Origin of the sequence: Klebsiella sp. MBT K-1, from assembly GCF_002556465.1 — a bacterium.
Lineage (GTDB): Bacteria > Pseudomonadota > Gammaproteobacteria > Enterobacterales > Enterobacteriaceae > Klebsiella > Klebsiella grimontii.
In genome coordinates, this window is the sequence record NZ_PDEL01000013.1 from 92,217 (window position 1) to 109,810 (window position 17,594).

18 protein-coding genes are annotated in these 17,594 nt (G+C 54.4%); 7 read left to right on the forward strand and 11 right to left on the reverse strand.

The features are described from left to right. Position 1: 1 nt before the first annotated feature. From CMQ96_RS19800 to CMQ96_RS19810, 3 genes are all read right to left on the reverse strand, one after another. Positions 2 to 697 (reverse strand): porin, encoded by a 696-nt coding sequence (locus CMQ96_RS19800; RefSeq protein WP_049085595.1) that lies wholly within the window; start codon positions 695 to 697, stop codon positions 2 to 4. Positions 698 to 941: 244 nt separating this feature from the next. Next, entirely contained in the window at positions 942 to 2,117 is a 1,176-nt protein-coding gene (locus tag CMQ96_RS19805) for an acetyl-CoA C-acetyltransferase (protein WP_004124670.1), read from the reverse strand. 130 nt (positions 2,118 to 2,247) lie between these two features. Beyond that, positions 2,248 to 3,120, reverse strand: coding sequence for a LysR family transcriptional regulator (locus CMQ96_RS19810; RefSeq protein ID WP_004135031.1), 873 nt, complete (start codon positions 3,118 to 3,120; stop codon positions 2,248 to 2,250). Positions 3,121 to 3,216: 96 nt separating this feature from the next. Here CMQ96_RS19810 and CMQ96_RS19815 point away from each other — a divergent pair, with 96 nt between their 5' ends. The 6 genes from CMQ96_RS19815 (at position 3,217) to CMQ96_RS19840 (ending at position 8,567) form a co-directional block, all read left to right on the forward strand. Next, positions 3,217 to 3,705 carry a multidrug/biocide efflux PACE transporter gene (locus tag CMQ96_RS19815; RefSeq protein ID WP_049085593.1) on the forward strand — a complete coding sequence of 163 codons (489 nt, stop codon included), beginning with the start codon at positions 3,217 to 3,219 and terminating at the stop codon, positions 3,703 to 3,705. Between the two features lie 110 nt (positions 3,706 to 3,815). After that, positions 3,816 to 5,045 carry an amino acid permease gene (locus CMQ96_RS19820; RefSeq protein ID WP_024358565.1) on the forward strand — a complete coding sequence of 410 codons (1,230 nt, stop codon included), beginning with the start codon at positions 3,816 to 3,818 and terminating at the stop codon, positions 5,043 to 5,045. A gap of 116 nt (positions 5,046 to 5,161) precedes the next feature. Beyond that, positions 5,162 to 6,034, forward strand: a complete 873-nt coding sequence (locus CMQ96_RS19825) for an aldo/keto reductase family oxidoreductase (protein WP_024358566.1) — start codon at positions 5,162 to 5,164, stop codon at positions 6,032 to 6,034. Between the two features lie 388 nt (positions 6,035 to 6,422). After that, positions 6,423 to 7,124, forward strand: a complete 702-nt coding sequence (locus CMQ96_RS19830; protein ID WP_004135026.1) for a flagellar brake protein — start codon at positions 6,423 to 6,425, stop codon at positions 7,122 to 7,124. 4 nt (positions 7,125 to 7,128) lie between these two features. Beyond that, a complete protein-coding gene (locus CMQ96_RS19835) occupies positions 7,129 to 7,713 on the forward strand; it encodes a helix-turn-helix transcriptional regulator (RefSeq protein WP_024358568.1) in 585 nt (194 codons plus the stop codon). A gap of 137 nt (positions 7,714 to 7,850) precedes the next feature. Beyond that, entirely contained in the window at positions 7,851 to 8,567 is a 717-nt protein-coding gene (locus tag CMQ96_RS19840; protein WP_098067211.1) for an EAL domain-containing protein, read from the forward strand. Positions 8,568 to 8,624: 57 nt separating this feature from the next. On the opposite strand, the gene CMQ96_RS19845 is transcribed toward CMQ96_RS19840, so the two are convergent. The 7 genes from CMQ96_RS19845 to CMQ96_RS19875 form a co-directional block, all read right to left on the reverse strand. After that, positions 8,625 to 9,212, reverse strand: coding sequence for a fimbrial protein (locus CMQ96_RS19845; protein WP_224231631.1), 588 nt, complete (start codon positions 9,210 to 9,212; stop codon positions 8,625 to 8,627). 77 nt (positions 9,213 to 9,289) lie between these two features. Then, positions 9,290 to 10,285, reverse strand: coding sequence for a fimbrial protein (locus CMQ96_RS19850; RefSeq protein ID WP_024358571.1), 996 nt, complete (start codon positions 10,283 to 10,285; stop codon positions 9,290 to 9,292). Continuing rightward, entirely contained in the window at positions 10,276 to 12,762 is a 2,487-nt protein-coding gene (locus CMQ96_RS19855; protein WP_064343176.1) for a fimbria/pilus outer membrane usher protein, read from the reverse strand. Before CMQ96_RS19855 ends, CMQ96_RS19850 begins: the two co-directional genes overlap by 10 nt. An 11-nt stretch (positions 12,763 to 12,773) precedes the next feature. After that, complete coding sequence (locus tag CMQ96_RS19860; protein ID WP_004135011.1) at positions 12,774 to 13,475, reverse strand: molecular chaperone; 702 nt, start codon at positions 13,473 to 13,475, stop codon at positions 12,774 to 12,776. 124 nt (positions 13,476 to 13,599) lie between these two features. After that, the gene (gene mrkA / locus CMQ96_RS19865) at positions 13,600 to 14,205 is read right to left on the reverse strand and encodes a type 3 fimbria major subunit MrkA (RefSeq protein ID WP_004124717.1); all 606 of its coding nucleotides are present in this window, start codon (positions 14,203 to 14,205) and stop codon (positions 13,600 to 13,602) included. A 394-nt stretch (positions 14,206 to 14,599) separates the two neighbouring features. Continuing rightward, complete coding sequence (locus CMQ96_RS19870; protein WP_049131166.1) at positions 14,600 to 15,322, reverse strand: helix-turn-helix transcriptional regulator; 723 nt, start codon at positions 15,320 to 15,322, stop codon at positions 14,600 to 14,602. 39 nt (positions 15,323 to 15,361) lie between these two features. Next, positions 15,362 to 15,679 carry an antibiotic biosynthesis monooxygenase gene (locus CMQ96_RS19875; RefSeq protein WP_024358573.1) on the reverse strand — a complete coding sequence of 106 codons (318 nt, stop codon included), beginning with the start codon at positions 15,677 to 15,679 and terminating at the stop codon, positions 15,362 to 15,364. A gap of 381 nt (positions 15,680 to 16,060) precedes the next feature. Between CMQ96_RS19875 and CMQ96_RS19880 the strand changes: the two genes are divergently transcribed. After that, a complete protein-coding gene (locus tag CMQ96_RS19880; RefSeq protein ID WP_014226701.1) occupies positions 16,061 to 16,270 on the forward strand; it encodes a YdgH/BhsA/McbA-like domain containing protein in 210 nt (69 codons plus the stop codon). Between the two features lie 394 nt (positions 16,271 to 16,664). On the opposite strand, the gene CMQ96_RS19885 is transcribed toward CMQ96_RS19880, so the two are convergent. Then, positions 16,665 to 17,555, reverse strand: coding sequence for an EamA family transporter (locus tag CMQ96_RS19885; protein ID WP_004134552.1), 891 nt, complete (start codon positions 17,553 to 17,555; stop codon positions 16,665 to 16,667). Positions 17,556 to 17,594 lie beyond the last annotated feature (39 nt).

Genomic DNA, 17,594 nt, shown 5'->3' on the forward strand with positions numbered 1-17,594 from the left:
GTTAGAACGAGTAGGCGACACCTACGCGGAAACGGGTCTGGCGGTCGCTGCGATCGTTGACGCCAACGTTGCCGAGCTCGCCGTACGGCGACCAGTTTTTATCCAGCTTATAGGCAACCTTAAGGTTGTACTCCTGCGAGTACGGTTTATTGTCGTTACGATTAACCCCTTCCGAACTACGCGCATAAACATAGTTCAGCTCGGTACGCCAGTCGCCTAAAACAAAACCGGCCCAGGCATCACCACGGTTAACCTTATCGTCATCTTTTCCTGCACTCGCCGGATAGCGCGTGTATTCATAACGATAGCGGGCGGCAACGTAGAAACCATTATCGAAACTGTACTGCACATGCAGATTAGGCTTATAGATTGAACGGCTATCGTTACTTTCAATAACAAATCCCGGCGTTACCGCGAAGTTCTTATCCGCCTTCCAGCGCCAGCTAATGGTCTCTTCATGACCATTACCGACAACATCCGAATAAGGCTGACTGGCGTTATCGCCACCCGATTTCCACTTCGCTTCAACGGAGAAGCCAAAGCCGTTATCAAAACGATGGGAGACGGAAACGCGGTCGGCGTTGCTCTTGTCCGACTTCCCCCCATCGATGAATTCGTGACGTAAATCTACCGTGACAGCTGAAGCCGCGAAAGACATGCCGCAGAGTGCAGCAAGGGCCAGAGATCTTGCGAACATAAATTACCCCTCATAATTAAAATATCGTTTCGTTTTTATAAAACCGTATTTTATTTTTTAGGCAATAATGTTTTAGTGATCGCGATCGTAATTATTTGTTTCAAAAAAGGTGGCACAGAAAGACGTGACAACGCTCAACAAAATAGCGCGCCAGGGAGGGATTTTGTGAGGGAAAAAGGCCAGGCGACAAAAACAAAAAAGCCTCCGCGCGGAGGCTCACTAAACTGATATCAGAAAGGGCTTATTAACGTTCAACCGCCAGCGCCACGCCCTGGCCGCCGCCGATACACAGCGTGGCCAGCCCTTTGCGGGCGTCGCGTTTGATCATCTCATGCACCAGGGAAACCAGGATCCGGCAGCCGGAAGCGCCGATCGGGTGGCCCAGCGCAATGGCGCCGCCGTTGACGTTCACCCGCCGCTCGTCCCATTCCAGCACCCTACCCACCGAAATGGCCTGGGCGGCAAAGGCTTCGTTGGCTTCGATAAGATCGACTTCATCCAGCTTCCAGCCCGCGCGCTCAAGGCAGCGGCGGGTAGCATGGACCGGGGCGATGCCCATCAGCGCCGGATCGACGCCCACGCTGGCAAAGGCGCGGATCCGCGCCAGAATCGGCAGCCCCAGCGCCTCGGCTTTGGTCTCGCTCATCATCATCACCGCCGCCGCGCCATCGTTAATGCTTGAGGCATTGCCCGCGGTGACCGAGCCCTGCTGGTCAAAAGTCGGCAGCAGGCTGGCCAGCGCTTCAGCGCTGGGGTCGACGCGCGGCTGCTCATCGGTATCCACCAGCCGCGGAATACCGTTGAGTTCGCTGGTCACCGGAACGATTTCATCGCGAAAACGGCCGGAGTCAATCGCCCGCCGCGCTTTGTGCTGCGAGCTAAGCGCCCACGCGTCCTGCAATTCACGGCTAATACCGTACTCGCGCGCCAGGTTCTCCGCCGTCACGCCCATATGGTAGTCATTAAACGCATCCCACAGGCCATCGTGGACCAGGCTGTCGATAAGCTGGCTATTACCCAGCTGCGCACCGGTCCGGCTATCGGTCAGCACATGCGGGGCGCGGCTCATATTCTCCTGCCCTCCGGCGATCACCACGTCCGCTTCGCCGCACTGAATCGCCTGAGTCGCCAGGTGCAGCGCTTTCAGCCCGGAACCGCAGACGTCGTTGATGGTAATGGCAGAAACGGTATTAGGCAGCCCGCCGCGTATCGCCGACTGACGCGCCGGATTCTGTCCGGTTCCTGCCGTCAGAACCTGGCCGAGGATCACCTCATCAATACTCTGCGGATCGACGCCGCTGCGCTCCACTAACGCCTTTACCACCACGCTGCCCAGCTCCACCGCAGAATGACGCGATAGCGTGCCCTGAAAACAGCCGATTGGCGTTCGCAACGCGCCGACGATTACGACATCTTTCATCCTCTACCTCTGCTCCGCCTCTGCGCAAAGAAACAGCATCATAGTAGTGAATTGTTATCAAAAAATTTCGCAATTGTTTAAAAAAAGTGAGGGAAATCACAAAGATCGTCGGCGATGGCAAAAATGGCCCCTATTTGCGCCCATGCCCCTGCAGATGCTGACGCAGCCAGCTTCCGGCTTCGCCCGGCGGCGCTTTTTTATTCCACAGCAAATCGGTAGAGATCGTCCGCGGCCAGCCGGCAATATCCAGCGCCACCAGGCTTCCGCTGCCGGCAAACTCCTCCACCAGCGCGCTGGGCAAAATACACCATCCCAGCCCCTGAGCCGCCATGCTGAACAGCAGCAGATAGTTTGGCGCTGACCAGACCAGGCCGCGCGCCGGTTCAGCCGAATTGTCCAGATAGGTGCTCAGGCGCAGTTCGCGCCAGCTGAACAGCTCGTCACGGGTGACTCTACCCTGAGCCGCCAGCGGGTGCCGGGGCGCCACGAAAATAGCCATTTCGGTTTGCATCGGCAGGCGGATGCTGCCTATTTCTGTCGGGTAGCTCTCCCTGGCCTCAATCAGCCCTACCTGCGCCCGCTCCTTTTGCAGCAGGTCGATAACGTCGTCATCTTCGCCAATCAGGCACTCAAATTCGGTATGCGGAAAACGGCGATCGAACTGCGCCAGCAGATCTTCTAGCACATCGGGATGCAGCGTATCGGAGAGCACAAAGGTCAGGCGCGCTTCGGTGTTGCCAGACAGCGAAATGGCCAGTTCATCCAGCCTGTCGCTGGCCGCCAGAATCGCCTTCACATAGCTCAACACCTGTTCGCCCTGCGGCGTCAGCGTCGGTTGCCTGGAGGTGCGATCGAACAGCGTCACGCCAAGATCGGCTTCCAGGTTGGCGATTGCGGTGCTGATGGTGGACTGGCTTTTACGCAGCCGCCGCGCCGCGCCAGAGAACGAACCGCAGGCCACGGATTCGACAAAAGCGGTTAAAGCTTCGGGAGAATAGCGCATGAACTATCTACTTTATCGATGGATACTATCTTTTTTTTATCATATTTATCCATAAAATGCCGGGTAATTTCTTATAAAGTCCGGAGGCAACAAGCCATGCAACAAGTCAACGCCCAGCGCAAAACGCTGACGGAACGGGTCATTCACGCTATCAGCTTTGAAGGTCTGGCGACGCTGATCCTCGCCCCGACCGCCGCATGGCTAATGCAGCGTTCGGTGGTCGAAATGGGCGGGCTCAGTATCCTGCTCGCGACGCTGGCGATGGTCTGGAACATTATCTATAACGCCCTGTTTGACCGCCTGTGGCCGGTTTCCCGTGTCGTCCGCAACCTGCGGGTCCGCGCGCTGCACGCGATCGGCTTTGAGTCAGGCTTTATTCTTATTGGCGTCACCATGGTCGCGCTGGTGCTGGGCGTCTCGCTGATGCAGGCGTTTATGCTGGAAATCGGCTTTATGCTGTTCTTCCTGCCCTACACCATGGCCTTCAACTGGGCGTGGGATACGCTGCGCGAGCGCGTGATGAAGGTTCGCCAGCAGCGAATCGCCGCCCGCCGCTCATCCTGCACGGATCGCCCGATTGATTGACGGGCGCCCCGCCGCTTCACTTATTAGCCAGAAACTATCGCCGCAGCCCATTCATAAATGTGATAAATTGCACTCCTTTTTGTTCGTTTTCTGGTTGATAAAGTCGCATAATGTCTAAAATTTGGTCTAAAGAAGAAACTCTCTGGAGTTTCGCCTTATATGGCACTGCTGTAGGCGCTGGCACGTTATTCTTGCCGATCCAACTGGGATCCGCGGGCGCCATTGTTCTTTTCATCACCGCGCTGGTCGCCTGGCCGTTGACCTACTGGCCGCATAAAGCACTGAGCCAGTTTATTCTCTCCGCCAACATCGCCCCGGGCGAGGGGATTACCGGCGCCGTTAACCACTACTACGGTAAAAAGATCGGCAGCCTGATTACCGGTCTCTATTTCCTCGCCTTTTTCGTGGTCGTGCTGATCTACGCGGTCGCCATTACTAACTCGCTCGCGGAGCAGCTATCCCGGCATGTCCCCATCACCTCGCAGGTACGGGCGCTGCTCAGCCTGGCCGTCGTGCTGGTGCTGAATCTGATCTTTTTAATGGGCCGCCACGTCACCATCAAGGTGATGGGATTTTTAGTCTTCCCGCTGATCGCCTGTTTCCTGTTCCTCTCCATCTATTTAATGGGTAGCTGGCAGCCGGCTTACCTGACCAGCCAGATGCAGCTGACCCCGCACACGTTCCACCAAATCTGGATCTCCATTCCCGTGATGGTTTTCGCCTTTAGCCATACGCCGATCATCTCGACTTTTGCTATCGATCAGCAGGAAAAATACGGCGAGCAGGCCATGGGTAAATGCAAAAAAATCATGAAGGTGGCCTACACCCTCATCTGCGCCAGCGTGCTGTTTTTCGTCTTCAGCTGCCTGCTGTCGATACCGGCGGGCTATATCGAAACCGCGCGCAATCAGGGGGTCACCATTCTTTCCGCCCTGTCGATGATGCCAGGGTCGCCGGCGTGGCTGGCGGTCACCGGAATTATTGTAGCGGTGGTGGCGATGTCAAAATCGTTCCTCGGTACCTATTTTGGCGTGATTGAAGGGGCCAGCGAAATCGTCAAAACTTCGCTCGCCCAGGCGGGTATTCGTAAAAGCCGCGCGTTCAACCGGGCGATGTCGATCCTGCTGGTATCGACGCTGACCTTCGTGGTGTGCTTTATCAATCCCAATGCCATTTCAATGATTTACGCCATTAGCGGCCCGCTTATTGCGATGATCCTGTTCATCATGCCGACCCTCTCCACGTACCTTATTCCGACGCTAAAGCCCTACCGCTCGGTGGGTAACTTCATTACCCTGGTTGTCGGTTTGCTCTGCGTATCGGTGATGTTTTTTAGCTGATCCTTTCTCTGCGGCGAGTGTCTTGCTCGCCGCACGTTCTGCCAACATTCTCATCCCCCCAATCTCCCTGACGGACATACACTGATCCCTTGCATACCATTAGAGCAGGGGTTTATATGTCCAGCGTAAAATTATCCGGTACCGCAACGTTAGGCGATCGTCAGGTTTATCGTCTGGGATACGGGGCGATGCAGCTTGCGGGGCCCGGCGTCTTCGGCCCGCCAAAAGATCCGCAAACCGCTATCCGCGTCCTGCAGGAAGCGGTCGAGTCGGGCGTCAATCATATCGATACCTCCGATTTTTATGGCCCGCACGTCACGAATCAGCTCATTCGCCAGGCGCTGCATCCCTATGCCGACAATCTGTGCATCGTGACCAAAGTCAGCGCTCGCCGCGATGAAAAAGGCAACTGGCTCCCCGCGATGTCTCCCGCGGAGCTCACTCAGGCGGTGGAAGATAATCTGCGCAATCTGGGCCTTGACGTGCTCGAGGTGGTGAATCTACGCAGTATGCTCGGCACTCACGGCCCGGCAGAAGGGTCGCTGGAGGAGCCTTTATCCACCCTGCTGGAGCTTAAAGAGCGCGGGTTGATTCGCCATATCGGGCTAAGCAACGTTACCGCCAGACAGGTGAGCGATGCGCAAAAAATGACGCCCATCGTCTGCGTTCAGAACCAATACAACGTGGCGAACCGTCAGGATGACCCGCTTATCGACGAGCTGGCGGCGCAGCATATCGCCTGGGTGCCCTTTTTCCCGCTCGGCGGCTTTACGCCGCTACAGGCCCGGGAGCTTAACGATGTCGCCGCTTCGCTGGACGCGACCCCGATGCAGGTGGCGCTGGCATGGTTGCTTCAGCGCTCGCCGAATATCCTGCTCATTCCGGGCACCTCTTCGCTAGCGCATCTGCATGAAAATCTCGCCGCCGCGCAATTAACGCTTCCGCCTGAAGCGCTGGCCACCCTCGATAATCTCCAGCCCCACGCCTGATTTCAGGCTTCTGCGGATGGATATTCGCAGAAGCCTTCATCTCAATATTTGCCTGGAATTACCTTAACGCCGCTGGCACTATACATCCTACAAATTAGGCGTTATCTGCTTTATTCTCTTGCGGATAACCCTATGCAAAGCATAGCTTTATACTTTTCCGACTGGCCTCCTAATTGGAGGCTTCTGTCGTTTTTGTCTCGCCAAAATTTTCGGAGTCTTGATTACAGGAAAAACAATATCTCATTCAAAGATTATACAAATCAATTTAGCTGCAAAGATAGCTAACAACATCAAACGCTCATAAAAACATCTGGTTAACACAATCAGAATGTTTGCATTGCTATATAAAAAATCAACCACACACAATAACAATTTACAAGGATTGCACATGACAGAGGGAACGATAAAGACCAGTAAGTATGAAATCATTGCTATTTTCAGGGAAGAGCTCCGAAAGCAGGCGGAGATAGAAGTTTTTGTTAATAACAAAAGCACTATAACCCAGCTAGCGCGGGTGGATTTTGCCGAGTTTCATATCTTAACTACCAGCAAAATCCCCACCGGGCATAAAGTTAAATTTATTCTGCATAGCGATTCAGGAAAAATCGAGTTTTGCTCCACGCTAAAGAAAAGCTACGCCGGCGGCGAAGGAAAATGCCGCAAGGTCGCTTTTACCTTGCCGGAATGTATCCAGGTGGTACAACGTCGGCGCGATCCCCGATTCCGTTTGCGCCACGAGCACGAATTCTTCTGTCACGGTCGACATAAAAATGGAGAAAACTATCTATTCGAAATCAAAGACATTTCGGATGGCGGTTGTGCTCTGATGACCAAGAGCCCCAATCTGAAATTCCTCAGCCATAACGCCATCCTTAAGAACGCCATTCTGGCCCTCGCTGAATATGGCGAAGTGACCGTAGATTTAGTTATAAAAAACGTTGTCATGGTGACGTTAGATGATAACGAGGAGTCGGATAGCTACTACCAAATTTCCTGCCAGTTTAAATTTCGTCATCTTGATAACAAGAAGAGAATAGAGAAAGTGCTGCTCGACTTGATTATGGAAGCCAAGAGAAAAAAGAGAGTCTGAACCATTGGACAGTATATTGCTTTACACTGATGATAATATCATCGGACAATCAGTTCATGATTACTTGATCGATCACGCCACGGACATCACGACCCTGAACTTTCAGGATATAGTGAAAGGAGTCTGCGCTCCCCCGACAGCGACCGTTATTATCAATATCATCCATAAAGATATCTCAGCGGCCACAACGGTTGCCTTACTGAACACTTTGCGCAATCGCCTCGCGCATTGCGCCATGCTGGTTCTGATAGTCAAAAGCGAGCTTTCCAGCCTGTTCCGGGAACTGCTTGATCTGGAAAACCTATTGATTCTCACAGAAAAATCCTCTTTGTCAGCGTATTCAGCCATCCTCAGCAGGCCCTTAACCGCCGAGGGCTGCCAGGGTCTGTGCACCCGCAGAAAGCTAACCGCCAGGGAGCTTCAGGTGCTGGAGTTAATAATTGCCTGCAACAACAATAAAAGGATTGCAGTACTTCTCGACATCGATCATAAAACGGTCCACAGCCATAAGGTACATATTATGAAAAAACTAGGAATGAATAGTTCGCGGATAATGAACAAAAGCATAGTCAATATGTATCAGTGTTAAAACTAAAAATATGTGGGTGACCAATCAAAGCCGATAATTTATTGGCAACAAGCCATTAATAATCATTCCCATCGGCAGAAAGGTCACCTATAATATCCTCCTCTCTTTACCTCTGACCATATTTTTGACGAGAGATAATGAACGCCACTCTGTTTTCCGACCATAATTTATCACGTAGCGATATATCCGTTCGTTATGTCTTTCAAAAAATGTTTTCCCCAGAAGGTACGCTCGTCGCCGTGGAGTGCCTGAGCCGTTTTGACCGCATGTCCATATCGCCGGAAAACTTCTTTCGCTACGCCAATACCGGATTACGTGAAAGCATTTTTATGGAACAGCTGGCACTCATTGAAAAACATAAACAGTGGTTTAAGCAAAATCGCATCTCGGCGACTATCAACGTTGATGACCATATACTTAACGTATTGCTACGCCCGGAGATTAAAGCGCTCGTCAACCATATCGGCTGCGTCCATTTTGAAGTTACCGAGAACTCCAATAAATTATTAAATAATGCGCTCGCCGCCTGGAGCAATCCGCAAAGCACCACGCTCTGGCTTGATGATTTCGGTTCTGGCAACGCCGGTATTAGCGCCATTCGCGACTATCATTTCGATTATGTCAAAATCGATAAAGACTTCTTCTGGCTTTTAATGCAAAAAGATTCCGGCCGACCGTTAATGGATGCGCTGGTCACCTTTCTTGCCCGCAACCACCATAACGTAATTATTGAAGGCGTAGAAAGCGAAGCGCATAAGGCGTGGTTACAGGGGATGGAGTGGTTTGCTATTCAGGGACACTACTGGAAAGAAGTCAGCATTGAACAACTGGTCAAAGAAGATCTCACCGTTTAAATAAATGCCGGATGATTCCGGCATTTATTGTAACATTTGCGCAAGACCATCAACCCTTCAATTATAAACAAGTTCCCAGGTCGCCCAGCTGGTCAACGGACCGCTGGTTGCTTTTTCCGGCGCTGGCGTAACGTAGCCAATGTAATAGGTAAATACGCCGCCATCCACCGCTTTTTCTACCAGCGGCACCCGGTTTTGTAAGGGGTCGGCGGGAACAATTTTATTGCTTTTATCCAGCGTATTATTGTCATTAGTCGACAGCGCGAGGAAAATATGGCTGGCGCCGTCCGCCCGCGTATTCCTCAGATAACCAGCATTTTCATTGCTGACCGCATTGACCGTAAATCCGTCAACCCAGCGCACGTTAACCAGGCGGATCGCGTTTTTATCCGCCGCGCCGCCGTCGTGTCGCAGCTGGCAGTTCGAGAGCTCCAGCGTGAAGGGCTGCGGTTTCATAAATGCCCCGGCACCCCGTTCGTGGACTTCCGCCAGGCTGACCGGCGCCAGCCAGACGCTACCGCTCCCGGCGTTGTTGCCGCCGTTAAGGGCCACGCTGCATGAGATATCGGTAACCCGTCCGGCAAAATCCACCCGTCCCCGATCGTAGTTGGTCTCAAAAGCCGACGCCGGGGAGGTAATCAGCATCCCGCTTATCAGGGCCAGTTGAATGAGTCGTTTGCTATTTTTCAATTGTGCTGAATCACGCATACCCGCCTCCCGAATTAATCGTACGTCAGGTTAAAGATCATATGCGACTCCACCTCACCGGTACTGGTGGTCGGCGCATATTGATAGAAGCGCGCGTGCAGAGGCAGGGTGATATAGCGCGTTTCTTGCGTGCGCAGCGTCCCGGCGCTGTATTTCTTATTGAACTCCAGCGGTACGCCATCCTTCAGAACCTGAATACCAATCCCTTTCGCCAGCGAGGAGCCGGCTTTTTCGTTCAGCAGCGCGCCCCGGCTCACCGTAGTGCCGCTCGCCAGCGTACCGGAGAAAGAGGTCTGGATATTGGCGTATCCCGACTCGCTTAGCCCGCCGCTGCACTGCAGCTCAATATTAAAATCCTTCCCGCCCGCGGTGGTGCCGACGCCGTTAAGATCGCTGCGCTTGATGGTGCCGACATCGACGTTCATATTTTTGCCGCTCAGGATGGTACATGAGGGCGATACCACGGTGATGGCGTTGGCGCTCAGGCGGGTTTCGAGGATCGGGTTATTGCCGTTCTCCCAGTCATAAGAGGTGTACTTACCTGCCGCCAGGGTACCGCTGCCGGTCACGCTCGCGGTTTTAATCACCTCCAGCGTAAAGCGGGAGCCTTCCAGCGAATAATTCGTGGTCCTGCTAACGTAGCTCGAGTAAGCGCCAGGATAGATGATATTGACCGTCGCCCCGCCGCGGCTAAACCGCAGGCCGATACCTGGCACGTTGGTGGAATAAATTTTATTGCCCAGATCGGTCGCCCCGGGGGCGACGATTTTGGCCACAAAGCGGTTAGTGCCGCTGCTACAGCTATAGCTGGCCCCGCCCGGCGCCGACATTGTCCAGTCGCGGGAAACGATCACCGACCCTACCGGCAGATCCGGTGGAACCACCACCCGGCCCACTACCATGTCGAGGCTTACCGTCGGCTGCGACAGGCGCGTACAGTACGCCCATGCCGACGTGGTCCCCATCGCCATTAAGCCAATAAAAAGCGTCATTTTTTTCATTAGCGACATAGCGTTTCCTTTGTTTTTTCCTGACTTAATTCCACCGAGCACTGTCCGCCGCTCCACTTAACCGTGGCCTTCGGCGCGCTGGCGTCGCTGATAAACATCATGCTGCCCTGCCCCACCACGCCGATCTCTTTCCCGGACGGGTTGTAAATCGTCGCGGCGAACGGTAGCGGCAGGCCGTTTGCCTGGCGCGCCTGCAGAGTGATGTTGTTCTGCAGCGTAGTATCGAAGGAGACCTTGACCACGCTGCCTTCCCACGGCACAACCTGCGCCACGGTACTGCCGAAGGCGACATCGTCGTTGCTGCCTTTCGGGTCAATCTCAACGGCGTTAATCCGGTAAGGCCGCAGATACGGCAGAATGGCGTAGCCGTTGCTATCGATACGGGTCCCCGGCGAACCAGGCAGCATCGCGCCCGCGGCGTCTTTCGCTTCGATCAGCGCCATGGTGGTGCCGCTTTCCGGCGAGAATACGACGCCGTGCTGATGCGCGATCAGCGTCCCGCTGGCGCCCACGCCGCTCTGGCGATAGCCTTCACCCTGGCTATAGCTGCCGTTCAGCGTCGTCCATGGGGTACGGTAGCTGCCGTTCAGCGCCACATCGTGCTGGCCGCCGGTGGAGGTGGTCGTCGACACGCCGTAGTTGAGGTTGTTTTCGCTATCCAGCGAACCGTTGACGCCAATCTGCGAACTGGCGAAACGCGAATTATTAAACGAGGTATTCGACGTCAGGTTAGCGGTGCGGTTTTCACCGAACCACAGCGGGTAGCTAAAGTTGAGAGAAACGCGATCGTCGCGGCGGTGGCCGGAACTATCCGGGGTATAGACGCGCTGGGCGCTGACCGACCACGAGAGCCGACCGTACATGTTGTTGTAACTAAACTGATACTGCTTTTCCGTCCCCGAACGGTTCCAGTAATCCGCTACCCGACCGCTCAGGTAAAAGCCGCCCCAGCCGTCCGGCAGGTTCTGGTTGACGGTAAACGTCATCCCGTTTTTCTGCCGCCATACGGTGTAGTTGCTGCTGTAGTTCTTCTCCTGATCGACGGCGTACAGAGCGTCGTTCAGGTTGTAGTAGCCTTTGGTGGAGTAGCGATACGCCGCCAGCACGATGCTGGTCTGGGTTTCGGTAAACATGCGGTTAAAGGTGGCGCGATAGCTCTGGCCGTGCTCGTCGAGGGTATCGCTCTTCAGCCGCGAATGGGTGACGTCGAATGACAGCGCGCCGATGCCGGTATTCATCCCGGTCCCCAGCAGGAACGCCTGATAGTCATCAAATCCGGTGACGCCGGTATAGCCGGTGAACAAGTTATTGATACCGTGCTGCCAGGTTCCCTGGTAGAGCATCGGTTTATTACGCAGCGAACTATCGTCGACTTTACCGGCAGAGAGCGCATAGCGGGTCATCCCCGGACGCAGCAGCTGCGCCACCGAGGCGTAAGGCACGCTGAATACCTCGACCGAGCCATCGGCCTCTTTAACCGACACTTCAAGGTCGCTACCGTAGCCGGAAGGATAGACATCCTGCAGGGTAAACGGCCCCGGCGGCACCGTGGTCTGATAGATAATATTGCTGCCCTGACGCACCGTCACCAGGGCGTTGCTTTGCGCCACGCCGCGAATTTCAGGGGCGTAGGAGCGCATCCCGTCGGGGAACATATTGTCATCGGTCGCCAGGTTAACCCCGCGCAGGCCGATGGTGTCAAAGAACTCGCCGTTGGTAAAAATCTGCCCGCCGCTGACTATCGAGTTAATCTGCGGAATCGGCCGCTGCAGATAGGTCTGGTTGCTATTCCAGTGCGCTTTCCCCTGCTGCTGCTGCCAGTTCAGGTTACCGATATGCTTGAGCAGCCAGCCGTCCCACGACAGGCCCGCGTTAACGCCAAGATACGCGCTGCTGTTATCGGAGCCGTTGGCCGAGGATATATGGCTGTTCCAGGCGTTGGCCATCCAGCCTAAATTCAGCGCCGCAACGCCTTTATCCCAGAATTCCGGGCTGACAAAGTTTTTCAGGCGCTGATCTTCGTAGATTTGCGGTACGGCAATATCCAGTCTCAGGGAGGACTGAATCAGCGTGTCTTTGACGTTGGCCTCGTTGCGCCACTCCTGCAGGCGTCCGCAGAATCCCGCTTTTTCGCTGAGCTGCGGGTTAAACTTTTCCGGCGAGATCCCATATTGCATCAGCATCGCTTTGGTGTAGCAGATGCCCATTTTGCCATCTTTACCGGCGGTGATTTTCAGATCGTAGCGCCCTTTCCACTCGCCGTTGGTATACACATCAAGGGAGTAGACGCCTTCGCTAATCGCGCTGGTCGAGAAACGCGACAGGTCGACCTTTTCGCGACTGCCGACGATAAAACCATCGTTAAACTGATAGATCGTTCCCGGGTTTTCCTGTCCGCTGGAAAATGGCGGAAAGCAGCACAGCGCAACCGCGATAGCCGTGCTTAATCTTCCCGGGCAGATTGACCTCTGCTTCATGATCGTTTCCCTTATTTGACGGTAACTTTCACTGCGACATCTGCGCCATAATCATTAATGTTGTTAACGGTCAGGATCTCGCCTTTGCTCACTGCGGAAGAGAGGGCGATGGTCTGGCTGGACTGTGGGGCAAACATGACCGTTTTGCTGTTGAGCGCTTTGCCGCCGTTACGGGAGATACGGCTTACGGTGATATAAAAGGGCGTCGGGTTACTGACGGACAGGCTGCTGCCGTTAGCGGAGAGCGCTAATTTCTCTGCCGCGGCGTCGCGATTGCCTAATCCGCTGGGACGATAGATAAACTTAAAGCGCGAACGAATCGCCAGCTGCAGAATATTTTGCCCTTCATTCTTCTGGCTGGCCTCAACCGGCGGTATTTCCAGAAGGTTCAGCCACCACAGCGTCTCTTTATCTTTCGCGAGACCCGCGCTGCTGCCGAGTTTAATACGCAGAGTCTGACCGCTTTTCGCATCTACGCGGGAAATAGGCGGCGTGATAATAAATGGCGTGGTAATGGTATCCGGCGTCGCGTCGGCATTACCGTTGTCCAGCCAGGCTTGCGCCAGCGCCGGACGGTCGGCGGTGTTAGAGAGCTGCACCGTTATTTCTTTTTCATTTCCTGGATAAATAAAGCGGGTGCCGTTGACAATAATATTATTGGCGTGGGCCGCAAAACTAAAAATGAAACAGAAAAAAAGGGCAATACGCTTCATGCTGACCTCAGAATAAAAAATAAGCGGCAGCAGTGGCCGCTTTATTATTGTTGTATACCCTGAATAATTTGAATGACGGGTATAAACCGCCCCGGCGCGAGGCGGCTTTATCTCTCAGTCGATATTACTGGTAGGTAATTTCGTAAGTCGCATAGCTGTTAACCACACCGGTGGTAACAGTCGTCGGGGTGCTGGTCGCGTAGCCGACGTAGTAAGTGAAGCGCGCGCCATCCTGAACGGCAGATGCGTCGCCGACCGCTTTAGGCTGAGTGCTGTCGCCCGGGATGATTTTTTTGGTCAGCGCGGTCGCGTTGTCGGTAGACAGAACCAGCTGGATATTCTTCGCGCCAGCGGCTTCAGTGTTAGCCAGGTAGCCCTGCTGTTTAGCGGTTGCGCCAGCCAGCAGGTTACCGCCGGTCCAGTTCACGCCCAGTTTGCTCACATCATCCTGTTTAGTACCATCAGCAGCCTGGCAGTCAGAAACATCGATGGTGAAAGATTTCGGTTTCAGATAGGTATCCGCCGCGGCAGCTTTAACTTCAGTTAAAGTAACCGGAGACAGGTATACGTTCGCATCGCTGCCCTGGCCGTTTACGGAAACAGTACAAGATACGTCGGTAACTTTACCGAAGAAATTAACCTGACCGCCGCCTACATTGGTATCAGCAGCATTTGCAGCCATACCAAAAAACGCAGTCGCCATTGCAGCAGAGAGAAGAACCTTTTTCATTGCCATTTCCTTGTCAGAGTGAATTAAGTATCAATGAGCAAACAGTTAATTCGCACAAAAGTCAGAAGCGATTTGCGATGCTCACTTGTGCAACTGTTAATAGAAACTTCGACTGACCGGAAGCCGCAATATTTAAGGCGTCAGGAACGAATTCAATGAAAGAATTCGTCGAGGCTGTCGGCGTCAAAGAATGCTATTTTTCGCTGACAAATATACATATGTTCACGAGCTGTTAATCAATGTAACAGATAGCTCACAACTATTAATTGCGGGGGATTGATAGCAAGAAACAAAGGCATTGTTATTTACATTGAACGGGGAAAGGCGATATGGAATTAACAAAACAGCAACCTATCTTGCCATAAAAGGCTATTTCTCCCCATAGAGAACACGCTTAATTAATCATCCGCGACGATCTTTCCGTCAGTTGAAAATGCAGATGCAACGCGCGCCATCCTACCGGCGTAATCGTCACTTCGCGAAATCCCGCGGTGGTGGTAAACCAGCCTTTCTGCAGACCGTGCTGCAGCAGCGCCGCCCCAGCCGCCCCGCCAAGGTGAAGGCGGCGTTCGCTCCAGTCCAGACAGCCGCAGCACGCTTTACGCCGCGAGGTGCGCTTCACCGTCACCCCCAGGCGGGCAAAATGCGTTTCTCCGGCGGGCGTCAGGGCCGTACCGTCAGGCGCTATCCACGCTTCGCGCAGCATAAAATCATATAGCGATACCGCCACTTCTCCGGCCAGATGATCGTAACAGGTGCGCGCAACGCGCAAATTCACCGGCGTGCTGGTTGAGAGCGTCACCGCGCGCTTGCCGGCCATGGTCATCATATTCTCCAGCAAACCGGCGACGTCGCTACCGGCCAGACGGTAGTAGCGATGGCGGCCCTGGGCCAGGCAAATCAATAAATCGCTGTTGACCAGGCGGCTAAGATGCGCGCTGGCGGTCGAGGGGGAAATATCCGCCACGGCGGAAAGCTCGGTGGCCGTCCACGCCCGGCCATCCATTAAGGCGCAAAGGATCTTTAGCCGCGAGGCATCGGCCATCGCCGACGCCACTGTCGCCATCGCCTCGGCCAGCGACTCGTCGTCTTCAATCAGCTCAACAGGTTTTAACATAGCGCCTCGCTTATTTTCCCACCGCAAACCGTAGCCATATTACAGGGGATCGGAATGGGAAGAACGGTATTCGCGCAGCATCTGAGCCACCCGAATGTGATAACAGGCGAAAATACTCTCCCGCCCCTCTTTCTGCGCAGCCTGATGGCAAAGGTTGCGTTTCCATGCCAGCACCGCGTCCTCATCCCGCCACCAGGAGAGCGACAGAATTTTCCCCGCCGTGCTCAGACTTTGAAAACGCTCAATGGCGATAAAGCCGTCAATGTTGCTCAGCAGCGGCTTCAGCTCTGCCGCCAGCGCCAGGTAACGCTCCTGGCTCGCCGGAGTGACCTCGGCTTCAAAGAGTACTGCAATCATTCGTCGTCCTCACGCAATCAGTGTGAGAGTCACAGTAGCTTTTTACCCGAGCCCAATGCTTCGTTGACGGGCGAAATATAGCCGCCCTATTCGCTCAAAAAGCGCCCATTGCATTCACAAAAACAATGATTAATGAGCCGAAGCAGGAAAATTGCGTTTCTGGTCAGATTATTTTCCGTGACGAAAAACACGTTCATGCTAACTCATCCATTTGTTTTTATTGAAAATAAAAAACAAAAATTTAGTCACCCGTCATCGTGTTGTCATAAAAATGTGATCTTAATCGCACTTTTTGCAACGCACGTTATAGTTAGCAGCCTTATTATAAGTCCATCGAAAGCAAACACGCTTTCCACCATAAAAGTTAAAAGGATAAACACCATGAAAAACGTAAAATTACTTGCCGCTGCCGGTATGCTGTCTCTGGTCTCTTTCGCTAGCTTCGCTCAGCCTGTTAGCGTAACCGCAGACACTCTGGACAACGCCGAAGCCAAAATCGCCGCCATTGCTAAAGATCAGGGCCAGTCATACCACATTACCGAAGCGTATACCGGTAACCAGGTTCATATGACCGCCGAGCTGTCTAAATAACCGAATGGTTGCAGAGGGAGCTGCCGGACAGGTCGCCTGACGGCGGCTGGTCTGGCTCCCGCCACATAATAAGCACGCAGCAATGTCGAGCCCCTTAATGGGGCTTTTTTTGTTGCTGGCGAACAGTGAACCCACAGCCCGGGCGGCGAGTTCGCCGCCGTCTGCGGTCCGGTAGCCCGGACAGATGCGCAGCATCGCCTGCGGGAAATTCAGCGACTCTGCGCTCTGCTCCCGGGGGCGGCGCTTGACGCGCCTTGCCCGGGCTACCGGTTCATTACCGTCTGCGATCCGGTAGCCCGGACAGATGCGCAGCATCGCCTCCGGGAAATTCAGCGGCTCTGCGCTTTGAACCCGGGGGCGGCGCTTGACGCGCCTTGCCCGGGCTACAGGTTCATTACCGTCTGCGATCCACTACGGCTCTCTTATTCGATAACGCACGCTGAATCGATAGCACGCTGAGCAGCACAATCACCAACCCTACCAGCGCCATTCCCTCAATTTTTTGTCCAAGGAAGATCCAGCCTAATAGCACCGCCGTCACCGGACTCAGCAGGCTCATCGCCGACACCGCCACCGGGGAAAGGCGGCCGATGCCGCGAAACCACAGGCCGTATGCCAGCATCGCCCCGGCAACGCACAGCCAGAGATAGCCCGCCGCCTGAGTCAGCGTCACATGGTGCAGCGGCGGATCGACCAGAAACGCCATCGGCGCCAGTACGATACCGCCAATCAGCAGCTGCCAGCCGGTTAGCGCGACGACCGGCAAAGCGATCGCCCAGCGGCGCGATAGCCAGGTTCCCAGCGCCATACTCATCGCCCCCAGAAATGCGGCGGTAATCCCCAGCGGTTCAAGGGTGGTTTGCGGAGACAGCAGCAGCATCGCCATCCCTGCGATCCCCATCAATGCCGAGAGCACCGCCAGCCAGGGCGATCGCTGACGATCGACGCACCAGGCCAGCAGCATCACCAGCAGCGGCTGAATGGCGCCAATCACCGCCGCCAGACCGCCCGGCAGCCGATAGGCGGCAATAAACAGCAGCGCCTGAAACGCGCCGATATTGAGGATCCCGGTGACGATCAGCTTCCACCACTCGGCGCGCAGCGGGAGACGGCGGCTCCAGATCAGCAGAGCGATCCCGGCCGGCAGAACCCGCAGCAGCGCGGCGATAAACGGCCGATCGGGCGGCAGAAACTGCGAGGTCACAATATAGGTGCTGCCCCAGATGACGGGCGCCAGCGCGGTCAGCAGTAAATCAACGATCAAATTACGTGAAACAAAGGCCATGATTTTATCTTCACATCAAGGTAAATTGTGGCCTAAGTA

Bases quoted from the DNA above. Each gene is read 5' to 3' on its own strand.
- CMQ96_RS19800 (WP_049085595.1), bottom strand. From the start codon at position 697: ATGTTCGCAAGATCTCTGGCCCTTGCTGCACTCTGCGGCATGTCTTTC.
- CMQ96_RS19805 (WP_004124670.1), bottom strand. From the start codon at position 2,117: ATGAAAGATGTCGTAATCGTCGGCGCGTTGCGAACGCCAATCGGCTGT.
- CMQ96_RS19810 (WP_004135031.1), bottom strand. From the start codon at position 3,120: ATGCGCTATTCTCCCGAAGCTTTAACCGCTTTTGTCGAATCCGTGGCC.
- CMQ96_RS19815 (WP_049085593.1), top strand. From the start codon at position 3,217: ATGCAACAAGTCAACGCCCAGCGCAAAACGCTGACGGAACGGGTCATT.
- CMQ96_RS19820 (WP_024358565.1), top strand. From the start codon at position 3,816: ATGTCTAAAATTTGGTCTAAAGAAGAAACTCTCTGGAGTTTCGCCTTA.
- CMQ96_RS19825 (WP_024358566.1), top strand. From the start codon at position 5,162: ATGTCCAGCGTAAAATTATCCGGTACCGCAACGTTAGGCGATCGTCAG.
- CMQ96_RS19830 (WP_004135026.1), top strand. From the start codon at position 6,423: ATGACAGAGGGAACGATAAAGACCAGTAAGTATGAAATCATTGCTATT.
- CMQ96_RS19840 (WP_098067211.1), top strand. From the start codon at position 7,851: ATGAACGCCACTCTGTTTTCCGACCATAATTTATCACGTAGCGATATA.
- CMQ96_RS19845 (WP_224231631.1), bottom strand. From the start codon at position 9,212: ATGCTGATTACCTCCCCGGCGTCGGCTTTTGAGACCAACTACGATCGG.
- CMQ96_RS19850 (WP_024358571.1), bottom strand. From the start codon at position 10,285: ATGTCGCTAATGAAAAAAATGACGCTTTTTATTGGCTTAATGGCGATG.
- CMQ96_RS19855 (WP_064343176.1), bottom strand. From the start codon at position 12,762: ATGAAGCAGAGGTCAATCTGCCCGGGAAGATTAAGCACGGCTATCGCG.
- CMQ96_RS19860 (WP_004135011.1), bottom strand. From the start codon at position 13,475: ATGAAGCGTATTGCCCTTTTTTTCTGTTTCATTTTTAGTTTTGCGGCC.
- mrkA (WP_004124717.1), bottom strand. From the start codon at position 14,205: ATGAAAAAGGTTCTTCTCTCTGCTGCAATGGCGACTGCGTTTTTTGGT.
- CMQ96_RS19870 (WP_049131166.1), bottom strand. From the start codon at position 15,322: ATGTTAAAACCTGTTGAGCTGATTGAAGACGACGAGTCGCTGGCCGAG.
- CMQ96_RS19875 (WP_024358573.1), bottom strand. From the start codon at position 15,679: ATGATTGCAGTACTCTTTGAAGCCGAGGTCACTCCGGCGAGCCAGGAG.
- CMQ96_RS19880 (WP_014226701.1), top strand. From the start codon at position 16,061: ATGAAAAACGTAAAATTACTTGCCGCTGCCGGTATGCTGTCTCTGGTC.
- CMQ96_RS19885 (WP_004134552.1), bottom strand. From the start codon at position 17,555: ATGGCCTTTGTTTCACGTAATTTGATCGTTGATTTACTGCTGACCGCG.